We start from the raw sequence: 15,528 nt of genomic DNA on the forward strand, positions 1-15,528 counted from the left end.
TATAGTATTTTGGATCTACAAATTCCTGATCGACTATCAGTACCATTTACAATCAAACGGTTTCCTTCTTGGTAATGGCAAAGCAGCCCAACTATTTTCGGGTCCATGGATGTTCACGTCAGGTTAAATTATGGATTGGTGGATTAGATGGTTTTTGGATGTTTTTTTATAATCCAAAGTGAACTACAATTAAAAAGATCAATACAAAAACATATAAAGAGCAGAAAGAGGGTAGAACGTGGGGCATTTAGTCGAAGAGAATCTCAATACCGTGAGGCAACAGATGGAATTGGCATGCCTGTCATCAGGGCGTAAGGTAGAAGATGTAAAATTGCTGTTAGCGACAAAAACGGTGCCGATCGAAAAACTTTACATAGCCATGCAGGCTGGTGAAACTTTATTTGGCGAAAACAAAGCGCAAGAACTTCGGGGCAAATTTCCACTTATGGAGCAGTTCAAACAGGTAGAATGGCATTTTATCGGACATTTGCAAACGAATAAAATAAAAGATGTTGTCAAATATGTCACGCTCATTCATTCTGTGGACCGTTTGAAGTTGGGGCAAGCGTTGCATAACTATATCGTCAAAGAGAACAAGACCATGGATATACTGGTACAGATCAATACCTCCTACGAGGAAAGCAAATTTGGTGCTCCGCCAGAATTGGCATTGGAATTGGTGAAGCAATTGTCTCAGTTCGAAACGTTAAACATAAAAGGCTTGATGACAATTGGAAAATTAAATGCCACAAACGATGAGACCCGGCACTGTTTCCAATTATTAAAATCTATTCAAACACAAATTAAGGAGAAAAAGTTTCCGCGTGTAGAAATGGATATTCTTTCAATGGGAATGTCCGGGGATTTCAAGGTGGCTATTGAAGAAGGAGCTACTATCATTCGTGTAGGGACAAGTGTATTCGGCCCGCGTTATTTGCCGGACGAGTATTATTGGAACGAGAATATGCGCCAGGAGGATTAGAGGAAAGGTCATGGAAATGGTTAACCACTATTGACGTGGATGTAACCTCTAGCAGGTTGACTCTACTTGTGTTGATTCAGGGAAATCTCTTCAAAATCTTCAAGAGCAATACGAGCCAAGTCAAATACAAAAAGTCGAAAAAAAATTAGGAGGGCATAAAAAATGGAGACAGGTACAGAGCGGGTCAAAAGAGGGATGGCAGAAATGCAAAAAGGTGGTGTCATCATGGATGTGATGAACGCCGAGCAAGCAAAAATCGCGGAAGCGGCAGGGGCTACCGCCGTTATGGCGCTGGAGCGCGTTCCATCGGATATTCGAGCAGCTGGGGGCGTAGCTCGTATGGCTGATCCGACGATTGTAGAGGAAGTAATGAAGGTTGTTTCCATTCCAGTTATGGCGAAGGCTCGCATCGGCCATTACCTCGAAGCGAAAGTTCTTGAATCAATGGGTGTTGACTACATTGACGAAAGCGAAGTGCTGACGCCTGCGGACGAAGTGTTCCATATCAGCAAGAACGAGTTTACAGTTCCGTTTGTATGCGGAGCGAAAGATTTCGGGGAAGCGCTTCGCCGTATCCAAGAAGGCGCGGCAATGCTGCGTACAAAAGGCGAACCCGGGACAGGCAACATAGTAGAAGCGGTACGACACCTTCGTCTGATCAACGGTCAAATCCGCAAAGTACAAGGCTTGTCGAAGGATGAGCTGTACAACGAAGCAAAGTTGCTTGGTGTCCCGTATGATCAACTGCTGCTAGTTCATGAATCCGGCAAGCTGCCAGTGGTCAATTTTGCTGCTGGTGGGGTAGCGACACCAGCTGACGCAGCTTTGATGATGCATCTTGGTGCTGACGGCGTCTTTGTCGGATCGGGCATCTTCAAATCGGATAGTCCCGAGAAATTTGCGCGTGCGATTGTTGAAGCCACAACACATTATGAAGATTACGCATTAATTGCGCGAGTATCCAAAAATCTGGGAACCCCTATGAAAGGGATTGAAATATCCAGTCTACGGGAGCATGAACGGATGCAGGAACGCGGTCAGTAGCAGAGCTGAAGATCTTAACGTTGCTCGAGGAGCGTGAATTCGGCTTTGTTTGCAGTGGGGAAATGAAACCAAATAGAATGGGCCGATGAATTATACGCTCACATATATCAGGGATGCTTATAGTTATGTAAGCATCCTGCAAGACGATCTTCAATGATCGCCTCATCTACTTTAGCAAAGCCTAGCACCCATGATTTTTGATCGCTTTTCAAGCAATATGTGCTAAGTGGGTACACACGAATCCCTTTATCTAGCGCTTGGTCCGTCACGGCTTCGTGTCTGCATCAATATACATTACGAACTCTTCTCATGTGGAGCATTTAATGCTTGATAAAATGAGCAAGCATTAAATGCTCCATAATCGGAAGATGATATGTTAGTTCATAGATTTGGGCAAGCTGGCGAGCTGCCATGACCGTTCATTTCGGGGGGGGGGGCGCACGTGCTATTTGACTTTAATGAAGGAGGAATTTTGGATGGAATTCACTGAACTGGTTCATGAATTGAGAGGCGAAGTGCTTGAGAATGTACACTATTGAGCGATTTGCATAGTGGACGAGAGGCTAATCCTCTGAACTCGTCGTCAGGGGTCATCTTTTTAATATCCACTGGTATCGCTCAGAATTGGAGTAGCTTATGTATAATTGTTTTGAATGGTTCGATGGCAGAGTTGCTTCATATGGCGGCCAGGACTGCACAGCATGACGGTTCCGCCGTCTCTTGATATCACTGAGCATGTTATTAATATTCTGCGCCAAGAGGCTGTTTAAAAATGCAGCCAATATGCCGGTTGTTCCAACCAAACAGCTAAATAAATTACAGCCCTACTACGCGTTGACGAACAATGAGTAAAACTCTTGTGAAGTTACAATAGAATATTCAGGCGAACTTGCTGAACTGGACACATCACCACTGCCCTCTAAGTGTTTAAGCGCATACTTTCTTGCCATCTTGATGCGGGGCAAGTGAATATCGTGAATTTACAATTTATTTGTAATGTTTACCTAACGATGCCAAATTCTCTATCAACTAAAAGCGGGGTCAAGCGAGATCACGATTCGTCTAAAGACAGACATTGAAAAGAGATGAACAGCGTTTTGAGGACACCTTGTCCGAATCGTTCCTTATTCAATTGAAGTTTTTTCCCTGAAGGATATGGTTTGTTGATCTTATAGAAGGATCGGCTAGGCCTCATCAAGTATGCCGGAACCTTTGCTCGGTGATAACGGTATTAATATTCCCACGTTGCTTCAAAAGGCTTAAAGATAAAATCCAGATCCATTTATGGGAGTACAAAATTTCGATAACACTCAGCTGCCTTCACCCAGTTACATCGTTGACGAGAGACTGCTGAAGCGTAACCTGGAAGTACTGGATTCAGTGATCGGCGACTATTCTTTCGAGAAGCCGCTGCAAGCGGGCGATAAACTGGTTTTTTTGGACATGGCCCACTATACTATGGTAAAAAATCATATGTTTAACGGTGTGAATCTTCCTTCAATTGCAACATATAACGAAGAGGAAGGAATCAAGGTAGTACGTCAATTCAAATATGAGGATTACAGCAATCGTTTGTCTTAATCCTCACCTCTTGTATAGTATTGAGGATCCTCTGCCTGAGAAGGCAGAGGGGTATTTTGGCGAAATGAAAATGTATGTGGGAAGAACGATTAAGTAAAGAAGGGCCATTTAAATAATAGGAATTTCCTATCAAAACCATAATGATTATACAATTGAGTAATCAATCAGTTCCTTCTATACTATAATTTAATGTTGAATTGTATATTTTGGAGGGAAATGAAATACTAACGTATTTCTTGTTAACTCCTTCGTAAAGAAGTAAACTGGAAATTTGCTTTCTATGAAGAGAATGGAAGTGAAGGGGGATTAGAATATGAGATTCAATACCGGAAGGGAAGATTCACATTCTAAAGAAGCATTTTATAAGTCACAAGAAGTGATTCCTGGTGGGGTAAATAGTCCTGTTCGTGCCTTTTCATCTGTTGGATTAACACCTGTATTTGCATTAAGCGCACAAGGGGCTCATGTAACTGATATCGACGGTAACGAATTTATTGATTACATTGGGTCCTGGGGGCCACTTATATTGGGACATGCACACCCGGAAATCGTCCATACCATACAGAAAGTGGCAATACTGGGGACCAGCTTTGGGCTGCCTACCGAAATTGAGACCAAGTTGGCGAGACAAATATGCGATAGTATTTCAACTGTTGACATGGTGCGTATGGTTAATTCGGGTACTGAGGCCACTATGAGCGCTCTTCGGTTGGCCAGAGGATATACAAAGCGACAAAAGATTGTGAAGTTTCAAGGGGGCTACCACGGACACGCTGATGCTTTGTTGATCAAATCCGGCTCCGGCGTGGCAACATTGGGCCTACCTGACAGTCCTGGTGTGCCAGAAAGTGTTACTGCCGATACGATAACACTTCCTTATAATAATCTTGATAGCGTCCGTACTGCCTTCGAGCAGTTTGGCGATCAAATTGCTGCCATTATTGTTGAACCTGTTGCCGGCAATATGGGAGTCGTGCCACCTTTGCCTGGATTCCTCCAGGGACTGAGAGAGACTACCTCACGGTATGGAAGCCTGCTTATATTCGATGAGGTGATGACGGGTTATCGTGTAGACTATCATGGAGCTCAGGGATTATACGAAATAGAACCAGATCTGACATGTCTCGGAAAGATAATTGGGGGAGGGCTACCGGTTGGTGCTTATGGAGGTAAGCACCAAATCATGAAACAAATCGCTCCTGCTGGGCCCATCTACCAAGCGGGAACTTTAGCTGGTAATCCTCTCGCCATGTCAGCTGGATATAAGACTTTGCAATTACTTTCTGAATCAACTATCTATGATGAGTTAGAAAGGAAATCAGCCAAATTAGCTGAAGGCTTTGAAAAAAACAGCTTAAATCTGGGGGTACCGTTGAAGGTTAACAGGGTAGGTTCCATGCTTACCGCTTTCTTTTCGGAACTTGACGTTATGGACTACGAATCAGCTAAACAATCCAATAAACAACTGTTTCAAAAGTACTACGCCGCCATGTTAGATTTTGGAATATTAATGCCCCCCTCCCCTTATGAAGTCATGTTCGTGTCAGCCGCACACTCTGATGAGGATATAGAGTATACAATTCAGAGCCACTACAAAGCATTGAAAAAGATAGTTGAGAAAGAGGAATAATATGTCGCAAAACTAATTTAATCATCGAATGATATCGTGGAGGAATGAGATATGAATACAGAAGCGTGGCATGTGGCAAGAAGGAAGCAATGGCGAGGATAGGGACGATACATCTTTACACTTCTATTTTTTACAAAATGGTTCTTGAAGCAAAAGGTCGAAGTAGAGGTGATCTCTTTTGAATCATGTTTGAAATCCTTTCAATTACCATGCAGGTATAATTTAACAACGAAGAGTTCCTACGGACATTTTCAAGTCTTCTATAGGTGAACGTTTACTTTGAAGTACTATATTTTAGAGAAAATTGATATTTTTTTAGAGAAAAGGAGTTATGTTTTATTATGGCTATAATACTAGTGCTACTTGCTATATTAGCAGGGATGGCTCTTCCCACCCAATTTAGTGTTAATGCACAATTAAGAACCGTAGTTGGGTCACCAATTATAGCTTCTGTTATTTCATTTATTGTTGGAGCTGTGGCCTTAACAGTTATGTCGTTATTTTGGAAGGGTATTTACATCAAGAAGGAATGGATGAAGCTCCTTGGTGGATGTGGACAAAGGGATTATTAGGTGCTTCTTATGTGTTAGCAACGACTATACTTATGCCTAGAATAGGTGCAGCTGCCACAGTTGGGTATGTTTTGGCTGGGCAAGTATTGGCCTCCATTTTAATAGATCATTTTGGTTTGATTGGTGCAACTACACATACTTTCCCCCGCTTGTTAGGGGCGCTTTTGGTTCTAGGGGGAGTCATTATAGTTCAAAAATCCCTATAATCATCGCTTTTATCATGCTAGAATATCAAGACTCACAAAAGGTTGCTGTGAAACGGGATGATCGATTGGAGCCGCCAAAGCAAGTTCCTCCTTGTACAGAGGAATTGATTCCAGGTCATCGTGCTCCATGAGCAGCATTACAATATTCTAGACCTTGTAGTTCGTTTATTGTCGACCGAGCCTGTAAGAGTTCATGAAACACTTTGTAACCATATTGCTGCAGTATTTTACCTGCTTCTGTGATGACGGTTTTCTTACCAATCCAGTCCAAAAGTGGAGTTCCAATTTCGTTCTCCAGTAATCGGATTTGTTGGCTTAACCAAGTCTGAGCAATGCCAAGTTTTTCGGCCGCTCGAGTGAAATGTAGTTCCCTGCATACTGCCATAAAGTATTAAAGAATGATTAAAACGTAATAAATAATTCATTTTTATTATAGGCAAAGTGATTTCATAGGCTAAACCAATCATTATAAGTATAAATATGAAATTGATTTAAATTTGATAAGTAGATAAGAAGGAGTTTTATAATGCACATTCATTTTGTTGTCCATGAAGTTTTTGAAGGGCCAGGTGCTTTTCGGACGTGGGCTGAGAGCAACGGATACAGCATCGGATATTCAAAAGTGTATGCTGGTGAGGAACTTCCACATTCCGTGGAGAAAATTGATTTATTAATCGTGCTGGGTGGACCTCAAGATCCAAGTACAACCACTGAAATGTGTTCTCATTTTGATGCTGCTGCAGAAATAGCCTTAATCAACAAATGTATCGAATCAGATAAGGCTGTTATCGGAGTATGTCTGGGAGCTCAGCTCATTGGAGAAGCCTTGGGTGCGAGATATGATCATAGTCCGGAAAAGGAAATAGGTTGCTTTCCCATTACTCTTACAGATGAAGGAAAGAACAGTGAGATGTTTTCTCATTTTGGTACAACCAGTGTTGTAGGGCATTGGCATAATGATATGCCTGGATTGACAGAAAGAAGTAAAGTAATGGCTTACAGCGAAGGTTGCCCAAGACAGATTGTGGAATATCAAGACCTTGTTTACGGATTTCAGTGTCATATGGAATTCAATCGCGAATTAATAGAGCTTTTGATCAAGCATTCAGAAGCGGAACTATCTGAGAATAATAATCATCGTTTTGTACAGCAACCAGAACAGTTAAGAAATAATGATTATGTAACAATGAATAATAACCTATTTTCCTTTTTAGACAAATTGACTCATCGCTATTTACAGAAAAAGCCTCATTAACAAGGAAGGAACCGTCTCGAAAGTGAAGTGACCCCATAAAGTTAGACAGTGGATATAGTTAGGCTGCTTGAAGGGCATGAGTCCGGTACTGTACTGGGCTCATGCCCTTTAGTTGTGCTTTAATCCGTTTGTGGTTGTAATATTCGATGTATTTCTCAAGTTCGGTTTTAAACTCTTCAATATTTTCAAATTCCTGTGTATATAAAAACTCGGATTTTTAGATACCAAAGAAATTTTCAATGACTGCATTATCATAACAATTTTCTTTTCGTGACGTACTCTGCGTAATTCCGCGTTTCTTTAAGCCTGCTTGTATTGAGGTGTTTGGTAATGCCAGCCTTGATCTGAATGTATAAGAAACGTATCCTTATCATCCAAACGTTCAAATCCCCGTTAAACAAATAACATAGCTGACATGTATAGCTTCTCGCCAAATAAGTTTATCCGGTAAATAATGCTTACTCCGTGGAATCTGAGCCATTTGAAGTAGTGAAGTAATTGAAATTAGCTTAATCCAAACAGGGAGTTGTAGCGGGCTCGAGAGCCCTAAGTGCAATCCACCCATTCGATTCCGCTCCATATAGATGGTTCTGTATTAAGTATATGGATTGCCCGAATCCTTTTATTATGGATGTTTTACAACATACCATTAATTGATACACTATCGTGACAATAGTTGCGCTTATAAGAGACGACAGGAATAAACAGTTGTTTACTTAATCAGATCGAGGAAAAATCAACTCTTTTCTTTGTATTGTGAGAACTGGGCAACGAATAAGTAGATAGAAAGGAAAATTTTCATGAAGAACTTGGAACAGCAAGACAAAGTAGTGGCCGAAGCTATTCGGCAAGAGCTTATACGGCAGCGAAATAAAATAGAACTGATTGCTTCGGAAAATTTCGTAAGTCAGGCTGTGATGGAAGCTACGACTACGGTACTGGCCAATAAGTACGCTGAAGGGTATCCGGGAAGAAGATATTATGGCGGTTGTGATTATGTAGATATTGTCGAAGAACTTGCCATGAAGCGGGTCAGAGAGCTTTTTGGTGCTGAGCATGCGAATGTTCAGCCTCATTCAGGCGCGCAGTCGAATATGGCGGTTTATTTTGCAGCAGTTGAGCCCGGTGACACCATTTTGGGCATGAATTTATCCCATGGCGGCCATCTTACACACGGGAGCCCAGTGAATTTTTCAGGAAGACTCTACAACTTTGTGCCCTACGGCGTGGATGAACAAACGGGACGCATTGACTATGATCAGGTGCGCAAGCTTGCTCATAAGCATCGTCCGCGTATGATTGTTGCTGGCGCCAGTGCCTACCCACGCACGATCGAGTTTAAGTTGTTTGCCCAAATTGCAGACGAAGTCGGGGCTCTTTTCTTTGTAGATATGGCCCATATTGCAGGAATTGTCGCGGCGGGCTTGCATCCAAACCCATTGCCGCACGCTCACTTTGTCACGACGACAACACATAAAACGTTGCGAGGGCCAAGAGGTGGTATCGTTATGTGCCGTAAATCGTGGGCGCAAGCGATTGATAGAGCGATGTTCCCCGGATCACAAGGCGGCCCGTTTATGCATGTCATCGCAGCAAAAGCGGTTGCGCTAGGCGAGGCGCTGCAACCGGATTTCAAAACGTATATGGAAAAAGTGCTTGAAAACGCCAAAGTGTTTGCTGAGAGTTTGATGAATGAAGGGTTAACGGTCGTTTCGGGAGGAACAGATAATCATCTTGTACTGCTTGATTTGCGCACTATTGGGCTTACCGGTAAAGAAGCTGAAACACTACTCGATGAAGTGGGAATCACCGCTAATAAAAATTCCGTTCCTCATGATGCAGCGAGCCCACATGTAACGAGTGGCATCCGCTTCGGGACCTCAGCTATGACAACAAGAGGATTAGGACCCAAAGAAATGAAGGAAATCGCTCAGCTTATTGGACTTGCCTTTAAAAATCCCAAGAATTTGATGGTTAAAAATCACATATTAGGAAGTGTGAATGAAATCACGTCTCAATTTCCTTTATATGAAGGGCTTTAATAGTATAACAGCACGTAAATTCGCTTCATTACAGGAGTGACGATCGATGACCTACATGTATAATTTCAATGCCGGCCCGGGAGCATTGCCTTCGGAAGTATTGCAAGAAGCACAGGAAGAGCTTCAAAATATTCATGGGATCGGTGTGTCGATTCTGGAAATATCCCATCGAAGCAAACAATACGAAGCCATTCATAATGAAGCGCAGCATTTGATTAAAAATCTACTGAAGCTTTCATCTGAATACGATGTTTTATTTCTACAGGGTGGAGCCAGCGTTCAATTTTCTATGGTGCCTATAAACTTTTTGACACAAGGAAAAACAGCGGGGTATGTACACAGCGGTACTTGGTCAGGAAAGGCGTGGAAAGAAGCGCAAAAACTAGGGAAGAGCATGGTTTTAGCAAGTGGAGAAAAAGAATAATTTAAACGGTTGCCTGATCTAAATAGTCTGGATATCCAGAAGGAATTAGCGTATGTCCATCTAGCATCAAATGAAACGATTGGAGGTATCCAAACATAATTCATTAATTAATACACCGCCCGTTTTCTCAGTCTATATCATGAATCTTGTACTGAAGTGGATTGTAAAACACGGAGGATTACAGGGGATGGCTGTACGTAATCGGGAAAAAGCGGAATTGATCTATCATTTACTTGATAATAGCGGCGGTTTTTATAGAGGATTGGCTCATGATGACAGCAGATCCATGATGAACATTACGTTCGGTGCATCTAGCCTGAAACTCGAAAATAAGTTACTTGAAGAGTTGGGGCAAGAAGGTTTTATGGATTTAAAAGGACATCGAGATGCTGGACATCTTCGTGCTTCCATTTATAATGCTGTACCCTATGAGCATTGCAAAGTATTAGCGGATTTTCTTGCTGATTTTCAAAAGCGAAATGAATGAACTTTGGAAGGTAGGTGAAAAGATGTTAAGTGCACAGAAAGCGAAAGAAGAGCAAGTCTTGTTATACTTAAGTTTTAAATTACAATGTTAATCAGATTGAAAATGTAAAAACTGTTTTGAACATATACTTCCTGTGCATAATCAAATAATCGAATTCTTGAGGATAACATTATTGGTTGATTCTGATAATACTGCTGCTTAATGCTGTAATAGCAGCATAAAATGAACGCGAAGAATAGATAAACCACTTTTTCATAGCTAAGAGGAGACGAAAAAGATTGAATATCACATACAGGAATGATAAAGACGTAGAAGTTGAAGATATGATTGAGGTGTTTAGAAATAGCGGGATTGTTCGACCCATTAATCAACCCGAACGGATCCAAACGATGATAAAAAACGCGGATATCCTGCTGAGCGCCTGGCTTGGGAATAGAATGATCGGAGTGGCCCGTGCTCTAACCGATTGGAGTTTTTGTTGTTATCTATCTGATCTGGCTGTTGACAAAGAATTTCAGAATTCTGGAGTAGGACGGAAACTCATTACCAAGGTACAAGAGGAAATTGGAAAAGAAGTCGCACTAATTCTATTAGCCGCACCAAGTGCAATGACATACTATCCTAAAGTAGGCTTTGAAAAAATAGAGAATGGTTTTATGATCAAGCGTAGGATTTCCTGAATGATCTTTTTATTAATCTGGCTGCTCAGCAGCTTCTCCAATTTAGGAAAATCGGAAGGTTTCCCAATAGCGTAGAGCTTAGAATCAGCTAAGTCGCGTAAGCGAGGCGCAAAGCGAAATCCAAGCAGATGTGTTAAACCAAAGACTTGATCGGTGTAGCCGGCTGTATCCGTATAATGCTCCTCGATGGCCAAGTCCGTTTCATGGTGGAGCAAACCGTCGATGACGTGCACGACATCCCGAGCGTTCGTATTGATGACTTTCGTGTAGAACGTGGAAAATTGGTCGCTCACGAACCGATAAATCGTAGCTCCTTTTCCGGTTCCGTAGTGGGGGTTCGCATCTGCGTGAAGCGACGAAACTCCGATCTGGACGCGCATTCCATCAGATGATGATGTCGTGCCGTTCCCCCAATATGAGGGCAGCGTCAGCTTATGATGAAAATAACAAGAACAGCCTGCGCTTTATTCATTGCATCTTCGTACAGCCGCCATTGCGCTGTATTGGCCATTTGCCGATATGAAATGCTCGGCGTGGCTTCAGCCATCTTTGTAAGCCCAATGTTCGTTCCCATTGCCATTAGGGTAGCCATAAGGGTTGTCGTTTCTTCCTCGTTCGGAGCGCGGTTACTGGAAGCGTGAATAAACTGTTCATGAAATGCGTCCAGTTGGCTACTTCCATGAGTAGATCCGTTAGCTTGATTCTTGGCAGCAGCTCATAGAGGGAAAGGCTGAAATTCGGGGATTCATCGGGAACATCTTTCTCCAATCGCTCTATGTGCAATTTTCCATTCTCCAAATTAACGCCGTCCAGCTCGTCGATGTGGTCCGAAACCCAGTTTAATCTTTGAAGAAGTGATTCTGTCCGTTCTTCAAGATATTCCTTCGCGGACAAGCTAACGGCAAGCTTTGTAGCGTTAGGATCGATACCATTCCAATCAGATTTCGGTACAAGGTATTCCTCGAAGTCCTTATGCTGACGGCTTCGGACAATGGATACGTCCCCGGAACGAACGTAATTCCGCAGCTCTGTCAGGACAGCCATTTCGTAGTAATGCCGGTTGATGGTTCCATCATCGTCGTAAACGTGCTTTTTTGCCAGCGGTTCGAAACGAAGTTCAACCGTGCTCCTTCCGGAACCTTTCGCTTTCCGGTTTCATTCATATCCCGGATGATATCGACTGCCTTCATTAGCGGCTCTGCCGACTTGGTTGACCGAAACTCCAACGATTTTAACAACGTTGGCGTGTATTTCCGGAGTGCATAGAATTTCTTTTCCAGCAAGTCCAAATAGTCGTAATCTACGGGCCGCGCTAGTCGTTTAGCTTCTTCGATAATACGAACGGGCAGGATAACGTAAAATTCATCGAAGCCTTCTTTGTGATATAATCGATTACACGTTGAAATCATTTGCATTGCGAGGAATGAATTAATTATGGATTCAAATCAAAATAATGTGTCTGGGGCCCGTGGTCGGCCGCGAAGTAATGAGGTTCACCGGAATATTTTGGATACCACATTATATTTGCTTGCTGAGGTAGGTGTGGAGAAACTAAGCATAGAAATGGTGGCGCAACGGGCAGGAGTCGGTAAAGCTTCCATATATCGAAGATGGGCAAATAAAGAAGCTTTAATTGTTGATGCACTTGAACAAATAAAACCTGAATTTAATATGCCATCACAAGGGAACCTGAACGGAGATTTATATGAGCTGGCAAGTCATTTTGTTCAGCGAATGAATACACCGCTGGGTAAGCAAATGCTCTCGTTATTGATCTCCACTTTAGCCGGCAGCTCACAGATCTCTGAAGCTTTTTGGGAGAACCATTCCTTACCAAAGACGAAGGAAATTTCGAGTATTATTGATCGTTACCGCCAAAATGAACGCCTAAGTGAAGATGCGAATGTTGATCTGGCTGCTGATCTTATGATTGGTTTTATTATGTATCAGCTGCTATTTAAACCGCCCACTGAAGACTTGGATTCATCCCTAAAACAAGGGATTGAAATGATTGTAAAAGGGATAAGAAAACCTGATTAGGTCTTGTAGAGTATTGCTACAAGACCTAATTTATTTGACATATACGATACGATGACGTATCGTATCGTATAGATATTATAATTCAAGTGGGAGTGGATACTGTGAACAAGGCCACGAAAACAGTTATTATTACAGGTGGTAATACAGGATTGGGGTTTGAGGCTGCAAAAGTCATAGCAAGTACATCAAAGGAATGGCACATTGTCATAGCATCGCGAAGTGAACAAAGAGGGAAAGAGGCTGTTCAAGAACTGATTCATAACTCAAACAATCCAAACATCTCCGAGATAGTTTTAGATTTATCTTCGATTTCCTCCATTAAAAGCTTTGTTGAACAATTTACTAGCGCAGGTCTCCCCTCTCTTCATGGAGTAGTCTGTAATGCGGGAGCTCAATTTGTCCAAGGCACGCAAATGACTGCCGATGGTATTGAAGCGGCCTTTGGCGTGAATCATCTTGGTCATTTCTTGCTTGTTCGTCTTCTGCTTAACCAATTAAACGAAAACGGACGAATTGTTGTTGTAAGCAGTGATACCCATGATCCAAGTAAGAAAACCGGAATGCCAGCTCCCCGTTACGCGATACCACAAACACTCGCTGATCCTAATGCATCAGACCAGCTTTTAAAAGATCTGAACGACTTAGCCAAAGGCCAGGTTCGATATACAACTTCAAAGCTATGCAACTTATACTTTACCTACGAACTGTCTCGTAGAATTAATAAAACAAAACGTTCAATTGCGGTTGTAGCGTTTAACCCCGGGATGATGCCGGGCAAAGGTTCTGCTCTAGCCAGAGATTATAAACCGTTCCTTCGGTTTATGTGGAACAATGTAATGCCGTTATTACGATTCGTTCGTTCGAGCATCCGGACAACCAAACAATCCGGAAATGATCTTGCAAAGCTTATACTCGCTAACTCCATAAAAAGTGGGTCTTACTGGGATGGTCCAAAGCCAATCAATTCTTCAGAGGAATCTTACAATCAGAATCGTGCCATCGAGTTGTGGGACTGGAGTTCCGAAAGTCTTAAATTACAAAAGGATCTCTAAGAAAGAGTAAAATAATTCAACTAACGGAGAACGATAGTTTATTGAAAGGGGAGCCCGCCATTAAAGACTAAACCCATCCGTTTCTAGTTGAAACTAGAGCTAAAGACGACGGGAGGGTGATTTTATGAAATTGACTGAATTATGGGTTTTGTATGATGCTGACAAGCGTATTCAGGGATTCAGTACCCACACTTTGAATGCGTACGCGCTGCAGCTAAAGATGTTGATCGGTGGTATCGGTGATCTAGAAATTGAAGTGATCACATTAGATTTGCTTAAAGGCTACTTGTCCAAGCAATCGGACCGGCTAAAACCGAGCAGCTTAGGGCATCGGATTCGTTTTGTAAGATCTCTTTTTCGGTTTGCATTTGAAGAAGGCCACATTTCACGGAATCCGGCTCTAAAAATTATAATGTGCTTGTATCAAGTAAAAAACGAAAAGGAGCTCACTATGAAAGCACTCGTCACTGGCGCAAATAAAGGAATCGGTTTCGAAATCGCTCGAAGTCTTGGTAAGCGTGGCTATGACATTCTCGTTGGAGCGCGTGATGAAGACCGTGGGCAGGCAGCAGTCGAAAAACTTGCCGCAGAAGACATATCAGCGACGTTCATCAAGATTGATTTGAATAATCTTGACAGCTTGCTCGCAGCGGCTAAAATGGTTAATTCGCTCGATATTTTGGTCAATAATGCTGGAATTCCTGATAGTGTCAAGCCTGGGCGCGCGGCGCTCGACCTCGCAAAGCGCACATTTGACTATACAACTGAGGATTTACGCACGACGATGGAAACGAATTTTCTCGGCACACATGAACTCATCAAAAGTCTGCTGTCATCTCTGACAGACAACGCGAAAATCGTCAACATCACCGTTCCGATTTCGCCGACCGACTTTTGGCACCCGCTCGCTTACATTACGAGCAAAGCAGCACTCAACGTGATGACACTGACTTACGCTTACGAGTTTGAAAAAATGGGCAGCCATCGCCAGATTTTCGGCATCATGCCTGGCGCTGTCGCAACCGACTTGAACGGCATGGAAGCTGGTGCACACGGCGGATTCGTCAAGTCTACCGAAGCCGCTGGGCAGATGAGTACCGACATTATCCTGTCTGATAAGAATCAAAATGGCCAAATTATTCAGTACGATGGAAAGATTGTTACAGATTATGAGATTCAGTTGAGAGGCTAGAAACATCAAGCTCTGTCAGTGGTACTACTTCGACTGGTACTTTAGTTACATAGGGCTAGCTTAATGATTTACACAGCCTCTCCGATAGGACAAAATTTCGTTACAATCGTCACGTTCGAGCACTTCAATAGAGGTTACAAGTTTATCCCAGGCATCACGGCCTCTAGCGCCACGAAGGGATCAATCCCTTCGTGGCGCACTTTTATGAATGCCTTCCCTAGATAGGCGAACTGAACGACTTTTTCATTGATGGATATACCATTTTGTTTCTGGATTTCTTCTTGGGCCTTCCGACTCTTAGATAAAAGTGACATGGTAGTTTTATTCATGATGGTGTCATT

General features: G+C 42.5%; 13 protein-coding genes and 6 pseudogenes. 14 read left to right on the forward strand and 5 right to left on the reverse strand.

The window, feature by feature from the left end:
- The first annotated feature begins 238 nt into the window (after positions 1 to 238).
- Positions 239 to 982, forward strand: coding sequence for a YggS family pyridoxal phosphate-dependent enzyme (locus tag GCU48_RS23450; RefSeq protein WP_152381636.1), 744 nt, complete (start codon positions 239 to 241; stop codon positions 980 to 982).
- Positions 983 to 1,144: 162 nt separating this feature from the next.
- Positions 1,145 to 2,026 (forward strand): pyridoxal 5'-phosphate synthase lyase subunit PdxS, encoded by an 882-nt coding sequence (pdxS, locus tag GCU48_RS23455; protein WP_152381637.1) that lies wholly within the window; start codon positions 1,145 to 1,147, stop codon positions 2,024 to 2,026.
- Between the two features lie 107 nt (positions 2,027 to 2,133).
- On the opposite strand, the pseudogene GCU48_RS28350 reads toward pdxS, so the two are convergent.
- Positions 2,134 to 2,436, reverse strand: a pseudogene (locus GCU48_RS28350) (MocR-like pyridoxine biosynthesis transcription factor PdxR); the annotation flags it as partial.
- Between the two features lie 970 nt (positions 2,437 to 3,406).
- Here GCU48_RS28350 and GCU48_RS23465 point away from each other — a divergent pair.
- The 4 genes and pseudogenes from GCU48_RS23465 to GCU48_RS28690 form a co-directional block, all read left to right on the forward strand.
- A pseudogene (locus GCU48_RS23465) lies at positions 3,407 to 3,607 on the forward strand (carboxynorspermidine decarboxylase); the annotation flags it as partial.
- A 313-nt stretch (positions 3,608 to 3,920) separates the two neighbouring features.
- Positions 3,921 to 5,237 carry a glutamate-1-semialdehyde 2,1-aminomutase gene (gene hemL / locus GCU48_RS23470; RefSeq protein ID WP_152381638.1) on the forward strand — a complete coding sequence of 439 codons (1,317 nt, stop codon included), beginning with the start codon at positions 3,921 to 3,923 and terminating at the stop codon, positions 5,235 to 5,237.
- Between the two features lie 341 nt (positions 5,238 to 5,578).
- Positions 5,579 to 5,809, forward strand: coding sequence for a DMT family transporter (locus GCU48_RS28355; RefSeq protein WP_244315897.1), 231 nt, complete (start codon positions 5,579 to 5,581; stop codon positions 5,807 to 5,809).
- Positions 5,788 to 6,015 carry a DMT family transporter gene (locus GCU48_RS28690; protein ID WP_280116428.1) on the forward strand — a complete coding sequence of 76 codons (228 nt, stop codon included), beginning with the start codon at positions 5,788 to 5,790 and terminating at the stop codon, positions 6,013 to 6,015. The genes GCU48_RS28355 and GCU48_RS28690 overlap by 22 nt, the downstream gene beginning before the upstream one ends.
- 18 nt (positions 6,016 to 6,033) lie before the next feature.
- Here the strand turns inward: GCU48_RS28690 and GCU48_RS28695 are convergent.
- Positions 6,034 to 6,400, reverse strand: a pseudogene (locus GCU48_RS28695) (LysR family transcriptional regulator); the annotation flags it as partial.
- Positions 6,401 to 6,541: 141 nt separating this feature from the next.
- Between GCU48_RS28695 and GCU48_RS23485 the strand changes: the two are divergent.
- On the forward strand, positions 6,542 to 7,270 hold the full coding sequence (locus GCU48_RS23485) for a type 1 glutamine amidotransferase (RefSeq protein ID WP_152381639.1): 729 nt from the start codon (positions 6,542 to 6,544) through the stop codon (positions 7,268 to 7,270).
- A 58-nt stretch (positions 7,271 to 7,328) separates the two neighbouring features.
- Here the strand turns inward: GCU48_RS23485 and GCU48_RS23490 are convergent.
- Positions 7,329 to 7,636 (reverse strand): annotated as a pseudogene (locus GCU48_RS23490) (transposase); the annotation flags it as partial.
- 434 nt (positions 7,637 to 8,070) lie between these two features.
- Here GCU48_RS23490 and GCU48_RS23495 point away from each other — a divergent pair.
- From GCU48_RS23495 to GCU48_RS23505, 4 genes are all read left to right on the forward strand, one after another.
- The gene (locus tag GCU48_RS23495) at positions 8,071 to 9,312 is read left to right on the forward strand and encodes a serine hydroxymethyltransferase (protein ID WP_152381640.1); all 1,242 of its coding nucleotides are present in this window, start codon (positions 8,071 to 8,073) and stop codon (positions 9,310 to 9,312) included.
- A gap of 46 nt (positions 9,313 to 9,358) precedes the next feature.
- Entirely contained in the window at positions 9,359 to 9,736 is a 378-nt protein-coding gene (locus GCU48_RS29400; RefSeq protein WP_425280857.1) for an aminotransferase class V-fold PLP-dependent enzyme, read from the forward strand.
- A 139-nt stretch (positions 9,737 to 9,875) separates the two neighbouring features.
- Positions 9,876 to 10,223: a PLP-dependent aminotransferase family protein gene (locus GCU48_RS29405; RefSeq protein ID WP_425280880.1), complete on the forward strand. Its 348-nt coding sequence runs from the start codon at positions 9,876 to 9,878 to the stop codon at positions 10,221 to 10,223.
- Positions 10,224 to 10,501: 278 nt separating this feature from the next.
- Positions 10,502 to 10,903 (forward strand): GNAT family N-acetyltransferase, encoded by a 402-nt coding sequence (locus GCU48_RS23505; RefSeq protein ID WP_152381641.1) that lies wholly within the window; start codon positions 10,502 to 10,504, stop codon positions 10,901 to 10,903.
- Here GCU48_RS23505 and GCU48_RS23510 read toward each other — a convergent pair.
- A pseudogene (locus tag GCU48_RS23510) lies at positions 10,885 to 12,246 on the reverse strand (Tn3 family transposase); the annotation flags it as partial. The gene GCU48_RS23505 and the pseudogene GCU48_RS23510 sit on opposite strands and share 19 nt — an antisense overlap.
- Positions 12,247 to 12,337: 91 nt before the next feature.
- On the opposite strand from GCU48_RS23510, the gene GCU48_RS23515 reads away from it, so the two are divergent.
- From GCU48_RS23515 to GCU48_RS23525, 3 genes are all read left to right on the forward strand, one after another.
- Positions 12,338 to 12,943 (forward strand): TetR/AcrR family transcriptional regulator, encoded by a 606-nt coding sequence (locus GCU48_RS23515; RefSeq protein WP_152381642.1) that lies wholly within the window; start codon positions 12,338 to 12,340, stop codon positions 12,941 to 12,943.
- 101 nt (positions 12,944 to 13,044) lie between these two features.
- Positions 13,045 to 13,995 carry an SDR family NAD(P)-dependent oxidoreductase gene (locus GCU48_RS23520; RefSeq protein WP_152381643.1) on the forward strand — a complete coding sequence of 317 codons (951 nt, stop codon included), beginning with the start codon at positions 13,045 to 13,047 and terminating at the stop codon, positions 13,993 to 13,995.
- A gap of 124 nt (positions 13,996 to 14,119) precedes the next feature.
- Positions 14,120 to 15,187 carry an SDR family NAD(P)-dependent oxidoreductase gene (locus GCU48_RS23525; RefSeq protein WP_152381644.1) on the forward strand — a complete coding sequence of 356 codons (1,068 nt, stop codon included), beginning with the start codon at positions 14,120 to 14,122 and terminating at the stop codon, positions 15,185 to 15,187.
- 111 nt (positions 15,188 to 15,298) lie between these two features.
- Here GCU48_RS23525 and GCU48_RS29410 read toward each other — a convergent pair.
- Positions 15,299 to 15,501: pseudogene (locus tag GCU48_RS29410) on the reverse strand (hypothetical protein); the annotation flags it as partial.
- Positions 15,502 to 15,528: the final 27 nt, after the last annotated feature.

This window comes from Paenibacillus brasilensis (assembly GCF_009363115.1).
Lineage (GTDB): Bacteria > Bacillota > Bacilli > Paenibacillales > Paenibacillaceae > Paenibacillus > Paenibacillus brasilensis.

Bases quoted from the DNA above. Each gene is read 5' to 3' on its own strand.
- pdxS (WP_152381637.1), top strand. From the start codon at position 1,145: ATGGAGACAGGTACAGAGCGGGTCAAAAGAGGGATGGCAGAAATGCAA.
- hemL (WP_152381638.1), top strand. From the start codon at position 3,921: ATGAGATTCAATACCGGAAGGGAAGATTCACATTCTAAAGAAGCATTT.
- GCU48_RS28355 (WP_244315897.1), top strand. From the start codon at position 5,579: ATGGCTATAATACTAGTGCTACTTGCTATATTAGCAGGGATGGCTCTT.
- GCU48_RS28690 (WP_280116428.1), top strand. From the start codon at position 5,788: ATGTGGACAAAGGGATTATTAGGTGCTTCTTATGTGTTAGCAACGACT.
- GCU48_RS23485 (WP_152381639.1), top strand. From the start codon at position 6,542: ATGCACATTCATTTTGTTGTCCATGAAGTTTTTGAAGGGCCAGGTGCT.
- GCU48_RS23495 (WP_152381640.1), top strand. From the start codon at position 8,071: ATGAAGAACTTGGAACAGCAAGACAAAGTAGTGGCCGAAGCTATTCGG.
- GCU48_RS29400 (WP_425280857.1), top strand. From the start codon at position 9,359: ATGACCTACATGTATAATTTCAATGCCGGCCCGGGAGCATTGCCTTCG.
- GCU48_RS29405 (WP_425280880.1), top strand. From the start codon at position 9,876: ATGAATCTTGTACTGAAGTGGATTGTAAAACACGGAGGATTACAGGGG.
- GCU48_RS23515 (WP_152381642.1), top strand. From the start codon at position 12,338: ATGGATTCAAATCAAAATAATGTGTCTGGGGCCCGTGGTCGGCCGCGA.
- GCU48_RS23525 (WP_152381644.1), top strand. From the start codon at position 14,120: ATGAAATTGACTGAATTATGGGTTTTGTATGATGCTGACAAGCGTATT.